The 20596-nt window shown below is 67.6% G+C and carries 13 protein-coding genes and 1 pseudogene; 12 read left to right on the top strand and 2 right to left on the bottom strand.

Annotated elements, in window-relative coordinates; translation table 11 throughout:
* The first annotated feature begins 281 nt into the window (after positions 1 to 281).
* The 12 genes from NMN56_RS24930 (at position 282) to NMN56_RS24875 (ending at position 13434) form a co-directional block, all read left to right on the top strand.
* Positions 282 to 773: an NUDIX hydrolase gene (locus NMN56_RS24930; RefSeq protein WP_274043245.1), complete on the top strand. Its 492-nt coding sequence runs from the start codon at positions 282 to 284 to the stop codon at positions 771 to 773.
* A gap of 283 nt (positions 774 to 1056) precedes the next feature.
* Positions 1057 to 2166, top strand: coding sequence for an NAD(P)-dependent alcohol dehydrogenase (locus NMN56_RS24925; protein WP_274043246.1), 1110 nt, complete (start codon positions 1057 to 1059; stop codon positions 2164 to 2166).
* A gap of 26 nt (positions 2167 to 2192) precedes the next feature.
* On the top strand, positions 2193 to 3704 hold the full coding sequence (locus NMN56_RS24920) for an aldehyde dehydrogenase family protein (RefSeq protein ID WP_274043247.1): 1512 nt from the start codon (positions 2193 to 2195) through the stop codon (positions 3702 to 3704).
* Between the two features lie 215 nt (positions 3705 to 3919).
* A complete protein-coding gene (uppS, locus tag NMN56_RS24915) occupies positions 3920 to 4654 on the top strand; it encodes a polyprenyl diphosphate synthase (protein WP_274043248.1) in 735 nt (244 codons plus the stop codon).
* Between the two features lie 582 nt (positions 4655 to 5236).
* The gene (locus NMN56_RS24910) at positions 5237 to 6232 is read left to right on the top strand and encodes a beta-ketoacyl-ACP synthase 3 (RefSeq protein WP_274043249.1); all 996 of its coding nucleotides are present in this window, start codon (positions 5237 to 5239) and stop codon (positions 6230 to 6232) included.
* Positions 6233 to 6277: 45 nt separating this feature from the next.
* Positions 6278 to 6520, top strand: coding sequence for an acyl carrier protein (locus NMN56_RS24905; RefSeq protein WP_274043250.1), 243 nt, complete (start codon positions 6278 to 6280; stop codon positions 6518 to 6520).
* A 173-nt stretch (positions 6521 to 6693) separates the two neighbouring features.
* The gene (gene mvk / locus NMN56_RS24900; RefSeq protein ID WP_274043251.1) at positions 6694 to 7881 is read left to right on the top strand and encodes a mevalonate kinase; all 1188 of its coding nucleotides are present in this window, start codon (positions 6694 to 6696) and stop codon (positions 7879 to 7881) included.
* Positions 7871 to 8869: a diphosphomevalonate decarboxylase gene (mvaD, locus tag NMN56_RS24895; protein ID WP_274043252.1), complete on the top strand. Its 999-nt coding sequence runs from the start codon at positions 7871 to 7873 to the stop codon at positions 8867 to 8869. The genes mvk and mvaD overlap by 11 nt, the downstream gene beginning before the upstream one ends.
* The gene (locus NMN56_RS24890; RefSeq protein WP_274043253.1) at positions 8869 to 10032 is read left to right on the top strand and encodes a phosphomevalonate kinase; all 1164 of its coding nucleotides are present in this window, start codon (positions 8869 to 8871) and stop codon (positions 10030 to 10032) included. The genes mvaD and NMN56_RS24890 overlap by 1 nt, the downstream gene beginning before the upstream one ends.
* Positions 10033 to 10086: 54 nt before the next feature.
* A complete protein-coding gene (gene fni, locus NMN56_RS24885; protein WP_274043254.1) occupies positions 10087 to 11166 on the top strand; it encodes a type 2 isopentenyl-diphosphate Delta-isomerase in 1080 nt (359 codons plus the stop codon).
* Entirely contained in the window at positions 11163 to 12257 is a 1095-nt protein-coding gene (locus tag NMN56_RS24880; RefSeq protein ID WP_274043256.1) for a hydroxymethylglutaryl-CoA reductase, read from the top strand. The genes fni and NMN56_RS24880 overlap by 4 nt, the downstream gene beginning before the upstream one ends.
* The gene (locus NMN56_RS24875) at positions 12247 to 13434 is read left to right on the top strand and encodes a hydroxymethylglutaryl-CoA synthase (RefSeq protein WP_274043257.1); all 1188 of its coding nucleotides are present in this window, start codon (positions 12247 to 12249) and stop codon (positions 13432 to 13434) included. Before NMN56_RS24880 ends, NMN56_RS24875 begins: the two co-directional genes overlap by 11 nt.
* 388 nt (positions 13435 to 13822) lie before the next feature.
* On the opposite strand, the gene NMN56_RS24870 is transcribed toward NMN56_RS24875, so the two are convergent.
* Positions 13823 to 14692, bottom strand: coding sequence for an SDR family oxidoreductase (locus NMN56_RS24870; protein WP_274043258.1), 870 nt, complete (start codon positions 14690 to 14692; stop codon positions 13823 to 13825).
* A 3007-nt stretch (positions 14693 to 17699) separates the two neighbouring features.
* A pseudogene (locus NMN56_RS24865) lies at positions 17700 to 20482 on the bottom strand (RHS repeat-associated core domain-containing protein); the annotation flags it as partial.
* Positions 20483 to 20596 lie beyond the last annotated feature (114 nt).

The raw sequence follows: 20596 nt of genomic DNA, 5'->3' as shown, positions 1-20596 counted from the left end.
GAGCGGAAGGAACCCGAAATGACTGCGGGCCTGGCCTTCGTCTCCTGCTGGACCAGGCGCCCGCTCCAGCCAGCCACCCCAACCAGCTGAGCCCCACACGGGAGCAGACATGAGCGAACTGAACACAGCCGCGCGGGACTCCCACGAGGCGGAGGCCCTCAGGGCAGTGGAGAACACGCTCAGGAACGTGACTGCCACGAAAGCCCGCGCCCCGAACAGCACACCGGTCGCCGTCTCAACCGGCCGGCCAGAGGCCCCGTATCGCAAAGGTGTGAGCCGGCATGGGTGAACTGGTGGAGCGCGTGGACACGCACGACCACGTCATACACGTGACAGAACGCCACGAGGCCGTGCGCCGTGGCTGGTTGCACCGCGTCGCGGGTGTGGTGTGCCGCGACCCGCAGGGCCGGGTTCTGGTCCACCGGCGGTCCAGGGAGATGCCGTGGTTCGGCGGCTGGTACGCGACCCTCGTCGGCGGAGCGGTCAGGCCCGGGGAGTCCTACTCCCAGGCTGCGGCCCGAGAGGTGCTGGAGGAGCTCGGCGCCCACACCGAGGTGCGCTCCCTCTTCAAGTTCATCTGTGAAGGAGGGGCATTCCCCTACTGGTTCGGCATTCACGAGACCGTCCTGACGGAAGACATTTCTCCGGACACTGACGAAATCGCCTGGTTCGACTGGCTCACGCTGTCGGAATACCGACGGGCCGCCGAACACTGGCCGCTCATTCCGGATACCGAGAAGGCATTCGACCGCTATCTGAGGAAGCACATCTGATGGCGCACTCCAACAACACTGCCGAGATTCACACATACCTGCCGTGCGGTTTTCCAGTCACGGGCGGACATCCCGGCTCCGGCCCCCGCCAGGGGGCGCCCGGTCTCACGCTCCGCAGCTCGCACAACGTGACAGTCGGCTCGGACAACGTGACAGCCGGCCTGACCGGAGGGCCGGTGCACGCCGGCGGGCCTGCCGGCGAGCTTCTCGATCCCCCGCCGACGGCCGGACCGGTCCTCGCCCTCCACCGCGAACCGGTCTCCGTCAAGGACCGGAGCACCCGATGAAGGCGACGGTCGCTCTCTGGAAAGAGCCAGGTGGGCCCGCCTCGTTGGAGCCGGTCGAGATCGGCGCTCTCGCGGCCCGCGAGGTGCTGGTACGGATGAGCGGAGGCGGGATCTGCCGTACCGACCTCGCCGCTGCCGCCGGCATCGTGCCACTTCCGGTTCCGTTCGTGCTCGGGCATGAGGGAGCGGGCGTGGTGGAGGCGGTAGGCGCGGCCGTGGATACCGTCGAGGTCGGCGACGAGGTGATCCTGAGCTTCGACTCGTGCGGTGACTGTGTCCAGTGCGCGGCCAACCACCCGGCCTTTTGCGAGCTGTTTCCGGCCCTGAACTACTCCGGCACACGGCTGGACGGCTCCACGACTCTCACCCAGGACGATCTTCCCGTGCACGGGAGCTGGCTCGGCCAGTCGTCCTTCGGTACCTATGCCGTGGCCGGCGTCCGTAACACGGTCAAGGTGCCCACACGTCCGGCCGGCCTGCCCCTTGAGTTCCTCGGCCCCCTGGGCTGCGGGGTCCTCGCCGGTGCCGGGACCGTCTTCAACGTGCTCCGGCCCCAGCCGGGACAAGGCATCGCCGTGTTCGGCCTCGGCGGAGTGGGGCTGTCCGCCGTCATGGCCGCCACGGTGGCCGGCTGCCACCCGATCATAGGAATCGACCCCCATCCGCGCCGACGCCCACTGGCCCAAGAAGTGGGCGCCACCCACACCATCGACCCCGGAGGTGTCGACGACATCGACCGGGCCATCGCGCACATCGCCGGTGCGGGAGTGGACTTCGCCGTCGACACGGTCGGCTCCGGTGCGGTCGTGCGCCATGCCCTGATGTCTCTGCGCATGCCCGGCGTCTGCGCGACCCTCGGCCTGCAGGCCATGAAGAACGACATCACCATCGATCAAGGCCACCTGCAGATGGGCCGGACCCTGACCGGAGGGCTCGAAGGCGACGCCGACCCGCACACGCTCATCCCCCACCTGATCGACCTGTGGCGGCAAGGGCGCTTCCCCTTCGACCAGCTCATCACCCGATTCCCCTTCCCTCGCATCGAAGACGCACTTGAGGCCGTCCGCTCCGGCAAGGCCGTCAAACCGGTACTCGTCTTCGACTGACGTGGATGACAGGAGGAGGTCCCACCATGCCCGCCATGCCCCACGCACCGCTGTACATCGGCGGAGAGTGGATCGACACCGACACCCACTACGAAGTCCGCAGCCCGGCGACGGAGGAGGTGGCAGGCACCCTTGCCAAGGGCACTCGCGAGCACACCGAGCGTGCCGTTGCCGCGGCCCGAGCGGCGTTCGACCAGGGGACCTGGCGCGACACATCCCCGGCGCACAGGGCGGAACTGCTACGGCAGGTCGCCGACGGCCTGGCGCAGCGAGCGGATGAACTGGCGCGCGTCCAGAGCCGTGAGAACGGCGCCCCCGTGCGGCTGGCCGAAGCCGTACACATCGGTGTGTCCCTCCTCCACCTCCGCTACCTGGCCGACCTCGCCGACCGATACGAGTTCCAGCGGCCCGGGCCTCTGATCACACCCGTGCTCGCCGCGGGGGCCGTGCACCGCGAGCCCATCGGGGTCTGCGCGGCGATCGTGCCGTGGAACGTCCCTCTCCTCGCGTCCGTCTGGAAGATCGCGCCCGCTCTCGCGGCAGGCAACACCGTCGTCATCAAGCCCGACGAGCAAGCCCCCTTCACCGTTGTTGAGCTGGTGCGCGAGTGCGAAAGGGCCGGCCTTCCGCCCGGTGTCCTCAACCTCGTCACGGGAGACGGCGCGGACGTCGGAGCACAACTCGCTGAGCACCCGCACGTCCGCAAAGTGGCCGTCACCGGATGCACCTCGACCGGCCGCGACGTCATGCGACGAGCCGCGGGCAACATCAAACACGTCAGCCTGGAACTCGGCGGCAAGGGACCGAACATCGTCCTCGATGACGCCGACCTCAAAGCGGCGGTGGACGGCGCCCTCTTCGCCTGCTTCACCTACTCCGGCCAGGCTTGCGAAGCGGGAACCCGGCTCCTGCTCCCCGACTCGCTGCACGACGAGTTCGTGGAGCGCATGATCGTCCGAGCCAAAACACTACGGCTGTCCGACCCCCTCGACCACGACACCGACCTCGGGCCGGTCATCTCGGCCCAGCAACGGGACCGCATGCTGGACCAGATCACCCAAGCACAGCATGAGGGCGCCCGACTCGCCCTCGGCGGCGGAATTCCCGCCGGGCCCCGCTTCGCACGGGGTCACTGGATCGAGCCGACCATCCTCACCGATGTCACCTCCACCATGCGCATCGCCCAGGAAGAAGTCTTCGGGCCCCTCCTGGCAGTCATGCGCTATCGGACGGTCGAGGAAGCGATAGAGATCGCCAACGGCACCCGGTACGGCCTGTCCGCGGGCGTCTGGACCGCGAACCCCCAAGCCGGTCTCGACATCGCAGAAAAACTCGAAGCAGGCCAGGTCTGGATCAACAACTGGCATGTGCTTCCACCGCAATACCCGTTCGGGGGCTGCAAGCAGAGCGGGAACGGACGCGAAGGCGGGCCCCGGGCGATCGATGACTACACCGAAGAGAAAGTCGTCACCATCGGTCTGCCGAGCGACTCGGAAGCAAAATCCCACTCACTCCTGCTCGGTACACAAGAGCCGTGAACAGCACGCGATCGGCATGCTGCCCGGCCTCCGGCGTCACCGCGATCGACCCACGGAGATGGCCGCCGGAGCGGTCACCCCGGCCTTTGCCGCCGCCGCACAGACGTACCCGACCTGCCATCCCCCAGGCAGGAGAAGTCGACCCACCGCGCAGCCCTACTCGAAGCGCCGGAGCCACACGCCACGGCTTCCAGAGCAACGATCGGAGCGTGATCATGAACTTTCCGACAGCTTCCGCGACCCAGCCGGCGGCGGAGCAGCGCACCCGCCTGCCCCGCCATGTCGGTATCGTGCTGGACGGCAACCGCCGCTGGGCCCGCCGCAACGGTCTGGAATCGACCGCCGACGGGCACCGCACCGGGTTCGACAAGATCCCCGACGTGCTCACCTGGTGTGCGGAGTCGGGCATCCAGTTCGTCACCCTGTGGATGCTCTCCGACGACAACATCGCCCGGCGTTCCGCCTCCGAACTTGAGGACCTGTACGCCATCGACGAAGGCGTCATCAACCGGCTGCGCGCGAGCGGCCGGTGGCGGCTGCACCACATCGGCAACCCCGACCTGCTCCCCCGGTCCATCGTCCGCCTGCTCAGGGACGCCGAAGAGGACACCCACCGCAACACCGGGATGCTGGTGAACCTCGCCATCGGCTACGGCGGACGCAGCGACGTGCTCACCGCGGTGCGCTCCATCATCGAGGACGTCACGCACGGCCGGGGCGTACAGGTGACGGAAGAAGAACTGGCCAACCGGCTGTCCACCGCCGGGCAGCCCGATCCGGAATTCATCATCCGTCCCTCCGGCGAGTTCCGGACCTCAGGGTTCCTGCTATGGCAGGCCGCACTCGCCGAACTGTACTTCTGCGACTGCCTGTGGCCCGACTTCACGCGGGACGACCTCGCCCAGGCCCTGCGGTCCTTCAGCGAGCGCACTCGCCGCCTCGGTGTCTGAGCCCTGTCCCGCCAGTGATTGCCGGCGAGCCGAGGGCGCTGTCGGCCGGCCATGGGCCGTCACTTGTCCGGGCCGGGTCACGGAGGCGGGCGATGCCGAGCACGGCCCCATGGAAGCCGTCCCCCGACTCGACGCGGACGAGGAGTCGGGGAACCATGCCCGCAGCTTCACAGCTCAGGTTCATAGGGTGCCTGACCAGCGCTTTCTCACCTGTGAGCCGGCGCTTCGGGCGTTCAACGCGTTCACGCCTGGATCAGGGTGCCGAGGGGATCCGGCAGAACGTGGAGGGCACCCGACGGATACGCACCTCTTGGCGGACCGGCCGGCCAGATGTCGCCGACCGATGCGTCCCCGCTCCCTCTCGTGATGTCAGTGGGTGGTTTCTGAGATGTCGGCAGCACTGTTCGTGGCGGAAAGCCGTGGTCGGGCGGGCCTGTGCCGGGGCAGACACCCGGGCGGTCGTCAGGCGCCGGGGGCGCCTGCCGCCGTGCTGTGGGGCGCTGTTGACCACGGTGCCCGGCCTGACGTCATCGGGGCTCGCATGCCGTGGGTGCCTCGTGCCGCAACGTTTCGGAGTGTCAAGTGGACGAGAAATATGCATCCCAAGCTGCAGCCGTAGCCGCTTCGGGCAGCTCGCCGAGTGCCGGTTCCCGTATCGGCGGGCTCGGCGCGTACCGGCCTGTGACTGTGGTGACCAACGAGGAGGCGGCCACGGCCGCCGGTGTCAGTCCGGAGTGGATCTCGAAGCGGGTCGGGGTCGAGGAACGTCCTCACGCCACGGATGCCGAGACGGTGGTGATGATGGCCGTCGCGGCGGGCAAGGAAGCGTTGGCCGACTGCGGTGCCTCCGTCGATGACGTCGACGTGGTGCTCCTTGCCACCTGTTCCATGCCGTCTCCCATGCCCAACGGGGCCGCGTCGGTCGCCGCAGCCATGGGTTGCACGGCATCGGCCGGATTCGATCTCAACGCCGCCTGTGCGGGGTTCTGCCATGGATTGGCGGTCGCCGACGCTCTGGTGCGGGCCGGAACCGCGCGGGGCGTGCTGGTCATCGGCTCGGAGCGGATGACGGACTGGGTCTCGCCCGAGGACCGCAATACCGGTCCCATCTTCGCGGACGGGGCAGCCGCGACCTATGTCGCGCCGTCGGCTGAGCCCACCATCTTCCCCGTCGCGTGGGGCAGTGACGGTGCCCAGGCCGCCCTCATCAAGATCCCTGGTGAGACGGGCCGGATGGAGATGGCGGGGAAAGCGGTCTTCCGTTGGGCCACCTCCCAACTGGCCGACGTCATACAAGCCGCCTGCGAGCGGGCGGACCTGAAACCTGCCGACCTCCAGGCTTTCGTGCCGCACCAGGCGAATCTGCGCATCATCGAAGCACTGAGCCAGGGCGTTGACGCACCTGACCTGGTGACCGCGACCGACGTGGTCAGTGCGGGCAACACCTCGGCCGCTTCCGTCCCGCTCGCGCTGCACTCACTGCGGCTGAGGGGCGATGTCAGCCGGGGCGAGCCCGTGCTCCTTTTCGGATTCGGCGCCGGGCTGTCCTATGCGGCGCAAGTCGTTCTGTGCCCGTAACGACCGAGTCCGTCCGACCCGACCTTCTCATTCAAGGAGCAAACCGTGTCCCTCGATCAAGACACTCTGGTGCAGGTGCAGAACACCGTTGCCCTCCTCAGCGAGCGGCCCGTCGATGAAGTGAAGCCGGACCACAGGCTGTTGGAGGACCTCGGTCTCGACTCCCTCAAGATCGCGGAGCTGGCACAGAAACTCCAGAACGCGTTGGGCAAGCCCATCGACGACGACTTGCTCAACGCGAACGGCACCACCGTGGCCCGCTGTGCCGAGATCGCACAGGAAGCCTGAGGCCCCTTCAGGCCAGGGCCGGGGCCGCGGTGACCCCACCCGAGGGCATCCGCCCGCTTGGGGGCCCGCCCCTGTCCGTAGCGGCGCGGTACGGCAGTTGAGCTGTACGCCGGGGCGACGGGCGACACCGCCTGGGCATGGCGATCAGTCCACACCAGGAAAGGTTGATGAGCATGAGCGCAACACCAAGCACCGGCGCGCTGACCGACTGCCTCGGCGCTATGCGTACCTGCCCCGAAGTGGTCCTGGAGATCCTCTGGAGGGCCAGCTCCCTTCGCCGTCGCGACGCGGTACTGGCGCAGAACACGTCCGACGCCGAACAGCTGATGAACCCGCAGCCGGAACCGCGGGCCGGCCCGGACGCCGAGCTGCCGGGCACGGGCACAGGGACCGCGCACGGGAAGGTCGTCCTGCTGGGGGAACACGCCGTGGTCTACGGCGCCCCCGCCCTGGCGCTGCCCGTACCGGCGTTGGGCTGCCGGGCCCGCGTTGTACGCCGTGACCAGGGCGGGCACGGGCTGCTGGGGTTGCGGATGGTTCAGGTCCAGCCGGGCATGCCGTCCGGTGTGGCGCCACTGCCACCGCACACCCAGGAGAGTTCCGTACCGGAAGGGTTGCGGACGCTCACCGAGACCGTGTTACGGGACGCGGGGCTGCGCTCGTTGCCCGGGGTGGACGTGCTGGTCGAGAGCGGTGTGCCGCCCGCACGCGGCCTCGGCTCCAGCGCGGCGTGCGCTCGCTCTCTCGCCCTGGCACTGGACGATCTCCTCGGGCTGCAGCTGAGTGCGGACGCCGTCTTCCACCGTGTGCAGGCGTCCGAGAAGGCGGCACATGGCCGGGCCAGCGGCATCGACGCACTGGCCACAGGCAGCCGCAGGCCGGTGCTGCTGGCCGACGGCCACATCAGCAACCCGCCGGTAGGCGCTGATGGCTGGATCACCGTGGCGGACAGCGGTAGCGGCGCCGGCACCAGGAAGGCCGTCGCGATGCTGCGTGACGGATTCGCGAGGGACCCCGGCAGCCGTGAGGTGTTTCTCCACCGCTCGGCGACGCTGACCCGGGCCGGACTGCGGGACATGGAGCGAGGCCGCCTGGAAGCGCTGGGTGGCAGGCTCACGGACTGCCACACGCTGCTCGCCGGCCTCGGCTTGACCACCGGTCGGACCGATCGCCTGGTGGACGCCGCGCTCCGGGCCGGCGCACTGGGCGCCAAGATGAGTGGCGGCGGACTCGGCGGATGCGTGATCGCCCTGACGGCCACCGAGCGGGCCGCTGACGCGCTGGCTGCCCAGCTCACGGCCGAGCACGGCGCGCGCTGCTGGAGGGCTCCGCTCGCGAAGGGTGAGCGCCATGCTGGGTGACGGTGCCGTGGCAGTGGCTCACCCCAACATCGCGCTGGTCAAGTACTGGGGGAAGCGTGATGAGCGCCTCATCCTGCCGTGCACCGACAGCCTGTCGATGACGCTGGACATCTTCCCCACCACCACCCATGTCCAACTCACCGACCAGAACACGCAGGACGCGGTGCTGACGGACGGCGCCGTGGCCCGGGGCGAGATGGCGCGGCGCATCACCGCCTTCCTGGACGTCATCCGCGAGCGGGCCGGAAGGACAGAGCGCGCCATGGTGGAAACCCGCAACACCGTGCCGCTCGGCGCCGGTCTGGCCTCATCAGCCAGCGGGTTCGCGGCTCTCGCTCTCGCCGCGACCGATGCCTACGGCTTGTCCCTGGAACCCGTGGCGCTGTCCCGGCTGGCCCGCAGGGGCTCGGGGTCCGCCGCACGGTCAATCTTCGGAGGCTTTGTCCTCTGGCACTCCGGCGCGTCCGACGACCCCGATCCCGACCTTGCCTCCTACGCCGAGCCGCTCGCGCACGCGCACCTGGACCTCGCCCTGGTCGCCGTCCTGGTGGAGACCGGGCCCAAGCCGGTCTCCAGCCGCGAGGCCATGCGCCGCACAGCGATGACCTCTCCCCTCTTCCCCGACTGGCTCGCCACGACCCGTGGCGACGTCACAGCGATGCGGGAGGCGCTGGCCAGGGAAGACATCGCCACCGTGGGCGAGATCGCCGAGCGCAACGCACTCGGCCTGCACCGGACCATGGAGACTGCGGTGCCGCCCGTGCGGTATCTGACCCCCACCTCGCACCGGGTGCTCGAAGGAGTGCGCGACATGCGCGCACGCGGCTTGCCGGCCTGGGCGACGATGGATGCCGGGCCCAACGTGAAGGTGCTGTGCGGTGGCGGCGATGCCCAGCGTGTGGCCGGTGAACTGCGCAAGCAGTCCGGCTGTGCGGCAGTGGTGGCCCGCAGCGGACCCGGCGCCGTGCTCCGTAAGAAGGTCCGCTGATGACGCCGGCGGTCACGCACAGGGCGCCGGGCAAACTCCTCGTCGCCGGGGAGTACGCCGTACTGGAGCCGGGGCAGCCGTCGATCGTGCTGGCCGTGGACCGGTTCATCACCGTCGAAGCCTCGACGCCCGGGGACGCTCAGGTAGTACTCGCCACCGATCTCCTGCCGCACGAGGTACGGATGTTCCGTGGCCGGACGGGGCTGGGCCCACTCGACCGGAAGGACACCCGTCACCTCCGCGGAACCCTCGCGCACCTGGTTTCCGCCGTCGAGGTCGTCGACCAGCTGCGATCCCAGCTCGGGCTGGCGCCGGTGCCGTTGCGTCTGACGGTCCGCAGCGACCTGCACGAGCAGGGCACCAAGATCGGACTCGGTTCGAGCGGTGCGGTGACGGTTGCGGCCGTCACCGCGATGACGGACTTCTGCGGTATGCCGATGCCGCCGGAACTGCGCCTGCGTCTGGCTCTGCTGGCGAGCATCCGCGTGGACACCGGCCCCTCCGGCGCCGATCTCGCCGCCAGCACATGGGGCGGCTGGATCCTCTACCGCGCCCCGGACCGCGCCCGGCTGCTGCGGCGCCTGAGGCGGGACGGCGTGGCGGAAACGCTGCTGGCCACGTGGCCCGGGCTGACCGTACGCGCCCTGCCTCCGCCGAACGCGCTGAGTCTGCACACGGGCTGGAGCGGCAGCCCGGCCTCCACTTCGACCCGCGTCGGACACCTGTCCCGCACCACGTGGTGGCACAGCGCGGCCCGCAGCCGTTTTCTGACACGCAGCACGAACTGCGTGAGCACGGCGGTGCACGCGCTTGAGCGGGATGACCCACAGGCGCTTCTCGCCGCGGTCCGCGGCTGCCGCCGCCTGCTGTCCGACCTGGACCACGAGGCGGAACTCGGCATCTTCACCGCCGCACTGACGGACCTGTGTACGGCCGCCGAAGCCTGTGGTGGCGCGGGCAAACCGTCCGGTGCGGGAGGCGGCGACTGCGGCATCGCCCTGCTGCCCAGCAACACCGACCCGCGCACTCTGCACAGGCGCTGGGCAGCAGCCGGGATCACCGCGCTGTCCCTGCGGGTCACCGAGGCGCCCAGATCCCCCGATGACGTATCCGCAGCGGCGGGCCCGACGGCCGCACACCGCCTGATCCCCCGCACCGCCTGATCCCACACCGCCCGTACCCACATCCCGCTTCCCTCCCGGACCGAGGAGGCCCCCATGACCGGATCACGTAAGGACGATCACGTGCGGCTCGCCACCGCCCAGCACCAAGCAACCGGCGAAGACACCGCGACCGAAACGGCAAGTCCGCCCAGTCAGTTCGACGAGGTGCGCTTCGTCCACCATGCCCTGGCGGGCACCGACCGCGAACGCGTCTCGCTGCGTACCCGGTTCGGCGGACTGGAGTGGCCGGTTCCGCTCTACATCAACGCGATGACGGGCGGCAGCGCGAAGACCGGCGAGATCAACCGGGGTTTGGCCACCGCCGCCCGGGAAACCGGCGTGCCGATCGCCACCGGCTCCATGAGCCCCTACCTCAAGGACTCCTCCACGGCAGGAACCTTCTCCCCCATACGCGAATGCAATCCGGACGGTTTCGTGATGGCGAACGTCAACACCAACGCCACCGCGGAACAGGCACGCCGGGCCGTCGACCTGCTGAACGCCGACGCACTCCAGATCCACCTGAACGCTGTGCAGGAAACCGTCATGCCCGAGGGAGACCGCTCCTTCGGCCACTGGCCCGGTGCCATCGAGGCCATCACCGCGGCCGTGGACGTGCCGGTCATCGTCAAGGAGGTCGGCTTCGGCCTCAGCGGCCGGACCGTCTCCCAACTGGCCAAAATGGGCGTCCGCGCAGCCGACGTGGCAGGGCGTGGAGGCACCGACTTCGCCCGGATCGAGAACAGCCGCCGCTCCGATGCCGACTTCACCTATCTGGAAGGCTGGGGCCTGAGCACCCCAGTGGCTCTGCTGGACGCCCGCGGCCACGGGCTGCCCCTGCTCGCCTCCGGCGGCATCCGCCACCCACTCGACGTCGCCCGGGCGCTCGCTCTGGGAGCCCACGCCGCCGGCGCGTCCGGAGGCTTCCTCACCACACTCCTCAACGGCGGTGTGAACGCCCTCGTCCAGCAGATCACCGCCTGGCTGGAGCAGCTCACAGACCTCATGACGCTCCTGGGCGCCCACAGCCCGGCCGCTCTGGCCGATTGCGACGTGCTGCTGACCGGCTCCCTGCGCGAGTTCTGCCTCCTGCGGCACATCGACACCCCCGGCCCGCGAGGAGACGACCGATGACCGATCAGCCCACCCACACCGAGCAGCCCACCTCCCGGCCCGAGACAGCCGCGGCACACGTTCCGATGCGCTGGGTCGGACCGCTGCGCATCTCCGGCAACGCGGCCGACACCGAGGTCGAGGTGCCGCTGGCCACCTACGAGTCGCCGCTGTGGCCGTCCGTCGGCCGCGGCGCACAGATCTCCCGGATGGTCGAGGGAGGCATCGAGGCCACCCTCGTGGACGAGCGCATGACCCGCTCCGTCCTCGTCGAAGCCGACACCGCAGGAACCGCTCACGCCGCCGCCCGCGACGTGCACGGCCGCATCGACGAACTGCGCGCCCTCACAAGCGGGACCAGCCGCTACGCCGAACTGCTGGCGGTGCGCGACGAGATCGTCGGCCCGCTGCTGTTCCTGCGCTTCGAGTTCGCCACGGCGGACGCCTCAGGACACAACATGGCCACCCTCGCGGCCGACACCCTGCTCGACCACCTCCTCGCGCATGTGCCCGGCATCCGCTACGGATCCATCTCCGCCAACTACTGCAGCGACAAGAAAGCCACCGCCGTCAACGGCATCCTGGGCCGCGGTAAAAACGTGATCGCGGAAATACTCGTCCCCGGGCGGATCGTGACCGGCCGCCTGCACACCACGGCCGCCCAGATCGTGAAACTCAACGTGCACAAGAACCTGGTCGGCACGCTCCTTGCCGGCGGCATCCGCTCCGCCAACGCCCACTACGCGAACATGCTTCTCGCCTTCTACCTCGCCACCGGCCAGGATGCCGCCAACATCGTGGAGGGCTCGCAGGGCGTCACCTTCGCCGAAGACCGCGAAGGCGACCTCTACTTCTCCTGCACCCTGCCCAACCTCATCGTCGGCACCGTCGGCAGCGGCAAGGGCCTCGACTTCGTCGAGGAGACCCTCACCACGCTCGGCTGCCGCGCCGACCGCCCCTCAGGGGACAACGCACGCCGCCTCGCGGCCCTCGCCGCAGCCACCGTGCTCTGCGGCGAACTCTCACTGCTGGCCGCACAGACCAACCCCGGCGAACTGATGAGGGCCCACACCGGACTCGAACGCCTCAACGGAGCACACCATGACCGCTGACCTGCCCGTCGGCATCCACGACCTCGCCCTGAGGACCAGCAGCCTGGTGCTCACCCACGCCGAACTCGCCCAGCACACCGGCGCCGACGTGGTCAAATACCACGAAGGCATCGGTCAGCGGTCGATGAGCGTGCCCACAGCGGACGAAGACATCGTCACCATGGCAGCCGACGCGGCGGCTCCGATCATCGAACTCCACGGCACCGACCGCATCCGCACCCTCCTGTTCGCCACCGAAACCTCCATCGACCAGTCCAAAGCAGCCGGCGTCTACGTCCACTCACTGCTGGACTTTCCCCCATACGTCCGGGTCGTCGAACTCAAGCAAGCCTGCTACGGAGCCACCGCAGCGCTCCAGTTCGCCACCGCGCTCGTCCACCAGGACCCCGCACAGCAGGTCCTCGTCCTCGCCAGCGACGTGGCCCGCTACGACCTGGACAGCCCGGGAGAGGCCACCCAAGGAGCCGCGGCGGCGGCCATGCTGGTCTCCGCCGATCCCGCCATCCTCGCGATCAACACCCCCTCCGGCCTGTTCACCCAGGACGTCATGGACTTCTGGCGCCCCAACTACCGGTCCACCGCCGTCGTCGACGGCAAGAAATCCCTGTACGCCTACCTCCAGGCCCTCGACGGCGCATGGAAGGACTACCAGGCACACGGTGGCCTGCCCCTCGATGAGATCCACACCGTCTGCTACCACCAGCCCTTCACCCGCATGGCGTTCAAGGCACACCAGCACCTGCTCGGCGAGACCGGAACGCAGGCCGACGCCGCCGCCGTCGACCATGCCATCGCACCCACCACCGGCTACAACGAAATCATCGGAAACAGCTACACCGCCTCCACGTATCTCGCACTCGCAGCTCTGCTGGAAGCGGACGACACACTCGACGGGCAGACAGTGGGCCTGTTCAGTTACGGCTCCGGAAGCGTCGCCGAATTCTTCACCGGACAAGTCGCCCCCGGCTACCAGGCCGCGCTGCGCACCGACGACCACCGTTCCGTGGTCGACCGGCGCCGCCCCCTCGACTACGACACCTACCGCCAACTACGCATGGCCCCAACGCACACCAACGGCGCACATCACACCCTGCCCCACCACGCCCAAGGCGCCTTCCGCCTCGCCGCGCTCCGAGACCACCAGCGCATATACGAAGCCGTACCCGCAACGACGTGACCGCGCCGGACCGCCGAAAGCGTGGCTGGCACGAGCGGCATCGAGCGCAGCACGCAGCGTGTCGAGCGCTACCGGTACTCCACCAGTCACCAGGTCGTCATCCAGACATGGACGTGCTCCACTCTCGTGTGCGGGACAGCCGTCAGGGAGTGCGAGATCGAACCCGGCCCTTTGGTGCCGCACCCTCGTCGGCGCGCCAGCTCCGCGGTCCGCTTCACGAAAGCCCGCCAGGCAACTGTGGTGATGAGGGCAGGACTTGTCCCGTAAAAAGGCCACCGTCAAGAAAAAGGCCACCGTCAAGAGCCTGCCGACGACGGGCAGGTCCCCAGGAAAGCGCACCGCGTTCGCCTGATGACGGTGACCGTCCGGCGGCACAACCGGAAGGTTCTCAGTGGATGGCCTGGCCCGGGACGGGGTGAGGCCGATCGTGCGTCGTCGCAGCCACGGACTTGCCGCCGTCTACGGGCAGAGTGACGCCGGTGATCCAAGAGGACTGCGGCGACAGCAGGAAGGCCGCTGCCCGTGCGATGTCGTCAGTTTCGCCGAAGCGACCCAGAGGGTAGCTGGCGGCAACGGTCTCTTGGGGCAAGGTGGTGATCGACTCCATGAACGGGGTACGGACGAACGCCGGAGCCAGCCCGTTGACCCGCACATCGGGAGCGAGTTGGTCGGCAAGGTCTTCCGTGAGACGGCGTAGCGCCGCCTTGGTCGCGCTGTACGCCGACAGCCGGACACCGCCGGTGGCAGCGACCGTGTTCATCATCAGGACAGCCCCGCCGTGGTCCTTCATCCACGCCTGCCAAGCCAACTGCGTGAACCCAAGGGCGCCCACCACGTTGGTGTCGAACATGTGCAGCAAACACTCCAGGTCAAGGTCGATGGCGAGTGTGTGCTGAGCGGGATTGGCCCCCGTGGTGTAGACGAGCATGTCCAGCCGCCCGAACGTGTTCATCACGGCTTCAACGGCCTCCTGCCGATCAGTCTCCTTGCGGCTGTGAGCGGGGACGGCAAGTACCCGTTGCCCGGTCGCTTCTTCGAGTGATGTGGCCGCCTGGCGCAGCGGCTCCTCATTACGGGCCGTAAGAGCTACCGAGGCTCCTTGGCGGGCCAACTCCGCAGCGATGGCATATCCGATGCCGCGGCTGGCCGATACCACCAGCGCAACTTGCCCCTGGAAGAGGGCTTCGCCGCGTTCTGGCGTGTACGCGCTCCACACTTCCTCGCTCTGCTCGCTGCCCCAATGGGGAAGAAGTGTCATAGCTACCTACCTGTTAGCACGATTGCAACCTTTAGTCCCATCAACCCACTTGCCGCAGCCCACGACAAGACGGAACCGAAAGCCATCCGTGCACACGTCCACCGGTTGTGAATTCGTGAACGCGGTTGCCCTGGCGGGCAGGAAGACTGCGACGGCCCCGCCTCTGGAGCCTGACCTTCGGGGTCCATGAGACGGGCCGGAAGACCGCACCCACACGGGCACCGCCGTAGGGGCTCGGACGCGTCTGCGCGACCCGGCATCCCCATCTGCGGCAGGCAGCGTCGACCACGGCCAAGTGCCCCGAAGCGCTGGTTACGCGACAAATACCGTCGGTCGGATAGATGATCTTGCCCCCGGTGTCCGCCGCCATTCGTGGAGCGGGTTCGTGAGCCGAACCCGAGGCGGCAGTGGGACCGGCCGAGCTGACCGCCCCGCTCAGCGAGCGGCGAGGCCACTCCCCTCACCCCTGAGCAACAGCCCGCTCGCCCCCGCCATCTCCCGGAGCCACGGCCTCCCCCTGCCTGTACCGGTCCGCCGGAGGCACGGCATCCTCCGAAGCACGGGCAACGCCGTCGCCGGGCACCGGGACACCCGCCGGTGCGAGAGGAGGGAGCGCGCTCAGAACACTCAAAGCTGCAGGGTCATCCATACCTCCCACTCCTATCCCTTTTCCACCCGAACCGGCCGCGACGACAGAGCCCCGAAACCGCCAGTACACCCGCAGAAGTCTCCCCGTACTCCACTTGGCCGACATCACATCTGCGGACCGGCCGATCGCCGGTCGGGGCAGCGGCATCCGGACAGAACGAGTGCGGCAGAGCAGCGCTGCGTCCAACGTGGTCAGCGACGCGCGCTGGCACCTACGAGCTACCTTCACCCACCACCCCGACCACTTCTTCTCCGCCCGGGTGCACTCCTATGAACATGACGCCGAGAGGCCGCCCCTCGGCGGCGGCGCAACTGAGCAGCCCGGCGACCGCGGCCCGTCTTCCGCCCAATCCGGCTCCCGCCCTCTTCGACACCTCGGCACTGTCGAAGGAGTCCCCCAGAAGTGGGGACGCTACGGCGACGCCATCGGACGACGGAAGAAGCTCCCCCACCCGGCACCGCCGCCGACCGACAACGCCGGGCCGCCTCTCCCCACGCTTCGTGGAATGGATGCAGGACCTTGTCGACGGCTGGGTGACCGCCACTCCCCCAGGCCGGGCCGCCCCGCCCAACCCACTGCCCTGAGCAACGGCGTCGTACCCCGGCAAGCAATCCAGCCAGTGCGGAGCCTCGCCCCTTCGTGCACAGTCACGGCCACCGCCCTTCATAGGACTGCACTCTGCTCGCCTCGATCGGGTGCCGCGTTGAGTGATTCACGCAGACCAGAAAAATCACTCTTCACTCCGAGCGGCGAATCGCGCGCACACCAGCTCTAATCGCTCGCCAGCACAGAATTACAACCAGCCACAAGGAGAAGGCACTCAGTCCCGTGAGACTAGACTCCCCCAACCCCGAATTCGCGAATATCCACGCCCCAAGAAAGACAATAGCCCCCCAGGTGAGCGATACACCCAGGATGGCGGGAAGTTCTTTAACGAGGCCCTTCATGAGTCGTTCAGTCCCCCACGGTAGTAGTTTCTTTTTGTCCACCGATACCGCTGTGGCCAGGTGTCAACATGTAGCCCGGGCCACATGGCGATCACGAGCAGGCATCGTGTGCGACTAGAACTTCCATGCCACCCAGTTACTCTGACAGGACCACTCTTCCCCTGTTTCCGTTTTGAATCCTTGCCCAAGTGGCTGACTCATGTCGTCCTCGCCTCGGACAAAGTTGTTGACGTAACAGGCCAGCTCATCCTGTCCCCAGGGTCGGGTTGATCGTTGATTCACAGGACTATGAAAACAGCCTGGCTATCCGGCAGTGGATTGATGGGAACAACCCTGGCTCGGCAGCCGCTGGGGCATCGCGCTACCGTTTCCGGTAGGTGAGCCAAATGAGAACTGGGGCAACGCCGGTACAGATGAACCCTCAGGTAGTGACCGTCGAGCTTCGATCAGCCCACTTGTCGGCAAGAGCAAAGCAGGACTCAGCCATCGCCCCTACCTTCGGGACCGATAGAGAAGGAAAGGCCCTGCCACAAGGAACAGAAGCGCGAACGGAGTCACCACAGTGAAACCCCTGCCTTTGGCCACATCAGAGATGACGAAGATGGCCAACAGCGACCCGAGAACAACCTCGATTATGCCAACGGCGCGAAATACGCGCTTCTTCCTGTCCAACATTCGCCTCTGTCCACATTCGGGGCGGCCGACGAGGCCACCCCTAATGCGCCACGACTAGTTGTAGTTTTCTGAGACGTAGGCCCCATCAGCTGCGCCGATCATGGAGCAGAACGGCAGTGCAAGGTCAGCAAGGCTGCCGCCTGCAGGGGCGGACACTGCGGCAGCACCAGCTTCGCACAGACTCGAGACGCCGACCCCAGTGAGAAGGCCGACGAAGTTGGATTCGGCTAGATCCATATTCCCCGTCAACGTGCCCCCACAATGTTGACCACATTCGCACCCTTAAAGATCCCGTTCAGGCTCAGGGTTCCGTGGGGGTCGATGTGGTTGACGGGGGCCGCCGCTGGCGTAGAGGTAGGGGTTCTTCTCCTGGCCTGAGGGCCGGGTTGGGTGGAGCGGCCGATGCGCGGGTCGTAGTGGCGGGCGTGAACAGGTCATCCAGTCATTTCCCATTCCTTGGACCGTGCCACATTCCAAAAATCAACATCGCTACTGCGAAAAACCCCAGAGCGGCGAGAATGAACGGGATGACACTATCAGAGCCCTGTGTGGTCAATCCGCGAACCAACATAATGACCGCGACAAGAAAAGTCACCCCTATAACCACTTGCAGTTTGATCTTCATGTTCATGCAGCAGCCCAACGAAAATGAATTCACTGGCTTGATAATTGCGGCGACAGGTTATCCCCCGTCGCCGCAATCAGCCTACGGCCAATATCGGGCGAGAAACAGGGTTCAGACTATAATCTCGCCTCCTGAATAACCAATAGCCCCTCCGACCGCACAGCCTGCTGTACCCGCGCCAATGGCTCCTGGCGCACCTCCGGGGACGACACCAGCCGTGATTATTCCGGTTTTTGAGGCAGCGGTGATACCGCTGATACATCCGCTGGCAAGCCCAAATATCTTGCTGCCCTTGCCGAGTGCGTTCGTGATGTCGTCGAAGCCGAACAGCCCGGTGGGGTCGATTTTATTGACGGGGTCGCCTGTGGCGTAGAGGTAGGGGTTGATTTCTTGTCCGCTGGGGTCGGGTTGGGTGAAGCGGCCGATGCGGGGGTCGTAGTAGCGGGCGCCCATGTGGTACATCGCCGTGCCGTCCTGGTAGGTGCCGGCGAAGCGGTAGGGCTGTTCCGCACCCTTGGTTTCGGTGGGTTCGGTGACGCCTCTCGGGCTGTAGTAGTACGAGGCCGTCTTCTTGCCGTTCTCGTCGACCATGGCCACCGTCGAGCCGAGTGCGTCGGTGAGGTAGTAGTGGCTCTTTCCGGCCCGCGTCATGGAGTTGAGAGTTCCCCCGGCTTCGCGGACGAATCCCGTGTCCACGCCGCTCGTGCTGGTGGCGGCCAAACCGATGGGCCCCTGGTGGAAGAAGGTGTTGCCGACCTTGACGCGTTCGCTGTTGTCGGTCGAGGCGTATTCGGCGTCGTATTTCGTGCCGTCTACCGTGGTGGAGGTGAGCTGGGAGAAGTCCGACCAGGTGCTGCCCGTTCTCGTGGTCTCGGGGGTGGAGGCTCCGGCGGTCTCATTCCCCGCCTTGTCGTAGCTCCAGCCCTTGGTGTCGTCGTTCTTCTGGGTCAGCTGGCTCGCGTCGTTGTACTTGTACGTCGTCCCGCGCGGGCAGCCCTCCACGATGCCCTGAGAGGTCAGGTTCCCGGCAGCGTCGTAGCAGTACTGCCAACTGTTATTGGTCGCACTGCCCTTGGTCTCCTTCCCGAAGGAGAAACGGCCCGCACTGTCGTAGGTGTGGGTGCGCTTCAGGCCGCCTACCGCGTCGGTGACAGTGCGGAACTTCGTGCCGTCGGTGGCCTTGCCGCCCGCCGTGTAGGAGTAGGTGTAGGCCAGGTCGACCAGGGTGGTGGAGCCGTGGGTGGCCTTGATCTTCGTGGGGCGGTCGGACTTGTCCACCGTCACCGCCTGCTGGGTGCCGCCCGGGTAGGTGGTGGAGATGCGGGTGTCGTTGTTGTTGTACCCGTAGGTGGTCTTCTTGCCGCCCGGCGCGGTGAGTTCGGTCAACCGGTCGGCCTCGTCGTACGCGTACACCGTCTTGCCGCCGGGGTCTTCGTACGATTCGACGTTGCCGTCGTCCGTGTACGTGAGGATGGTCTGGGAGCCGTCCTGGAGCGTGCGCACCGTCTCGCGGCTGAACGGGTCGAAGGCGTACTTCACCACCCCGGAATTGTCCGAGCGCTGGGTGAGGTTGCCGTCGCCGTCGTACGCGTAGGTCACCGTTTTCGTTGGGGCTTCGACCTTGACCACGCGGTCGCGCTGGTCGTAGGTGTACGTCGTTCTGATGCCGCGGCCGTCGGTCACGGTGGCGGGGCGGCCCTTGTCGTCGTACGTGTAGGCCGTCTCCCCCATGGGGGTGGGCGGGGTGGCCTTGGACAGGTTGCCCTTGGCGTCGTAGGAGAACTTCGTCTCCTTGCCCCGCTCATCCTTCACCCCGCACGCCTGGCCCTCAAAGCCGCCGCACTGGGGGGGTCGGCCTTGTTGTAGTCCGTCGTGCGCGTGCCGCCGCCCGCTCCGGAGACGGCCACCGAGGTGGTGTTGCCCTTGGCGTCGTAGGCGTACTTCGACTCCTCACCGTCCGGCATCTTCATCGTGCCGGGCAGGTCGGCCCCGGCGGTGGTCTGGTAGCCGGTCAGCGAACACGTCGCCCCTGTCGGAAGCTTCGCGGAGGTGGGGTTGGAGCGGGCGTCCCAGCCGTAGGCGGTCACATTCCCGCCGCTGCCGCCGGTGCCCATGGCGTCGGTGGCCGTGGCCACATTCCGGTTCGCGTCATACGTGCGCGAACGCGAGTGGCCGAGCGGGTCGGTGGCCTTGGAGACCTGCCCGTCCGCGTCGTGCGCGTACTCCGTGGCGTCACCGGCCGGGTCGGTGACGGTGGTCGTGCCCGCCTTCCCCGGTGCGTCCGTGTCGTAGGAGTAGCGGTGGACCGGACCGGTCTCACCGTCGCCGTTGAAACCGGTGGCCCGCAGCATCGAGGTGACACGGTTGGCGACGTCGTAGGTGAAGACCGTCACCCGGCCCTCCGGGGTGGTGATCCTCGTCAGGCGGTGCGAGGAGTCGTAGCCGAAGCTGGTGGCCTTGCCCTCCGTGTCCGTGAACTTGACCAGGTCACCCGCCTCGTTGAGGTCGAAGACGGCGGTGCGGCCGGTGTGGTCTTTGGCCTGCCACTGGATCGGGTCCGTCTTGACCAGGTCCACCCAGCGGCCCGAGCGGGCCTCGGTCAGCTTGAAGCCCTTGTGCTCGGCGCCCTCTTCGTGCTGGGTGACCGTGATCGTGCCGTCGTTCTTGTCGGTCACCTTCGTCAGGGTGCCGTGTTCGCTGTAGGTGTCCTTCGTCCCCGACTTGCGGTCGGTGAGGGTGTAGGTCCCGTCGCTGTTCTTCTTCAGATCCTTCGCGTACCTCTTCGGCGTCGCCCAGCCCGAGCCGTCCTTGGTGAAGCGGAGGCTGTCGCCGGTCTTGTCGTAGAGCACGACCTCGTCGTCGGAGAGCTGGAGGTAGCGCTCGTATCCCTGCCATCACGAACGCGCGAACGCCATGCGGGAGGTCACCCTCGAGGCGCTGCGCCGCGCCGGCCTCGTCCCGGCGGCGATCACCCGGACCGCCCGCGCCGCACTCGTCCTGCTCCAGCT

This window comes from Streptomyces iconiensis, assembly GCF_028657195.3.
In the GTDB taxonomy this organism is placed as follows: domain Bacteria; phylum Actinomycetota; class Actinomycetes; order Streptomycetales; family Streptomycetaceae; genus Streptomyces; species Streptomyces iconiensis.
This window is presented reverse-complemented; position numbering and strand designations above follow the sequence as displayed.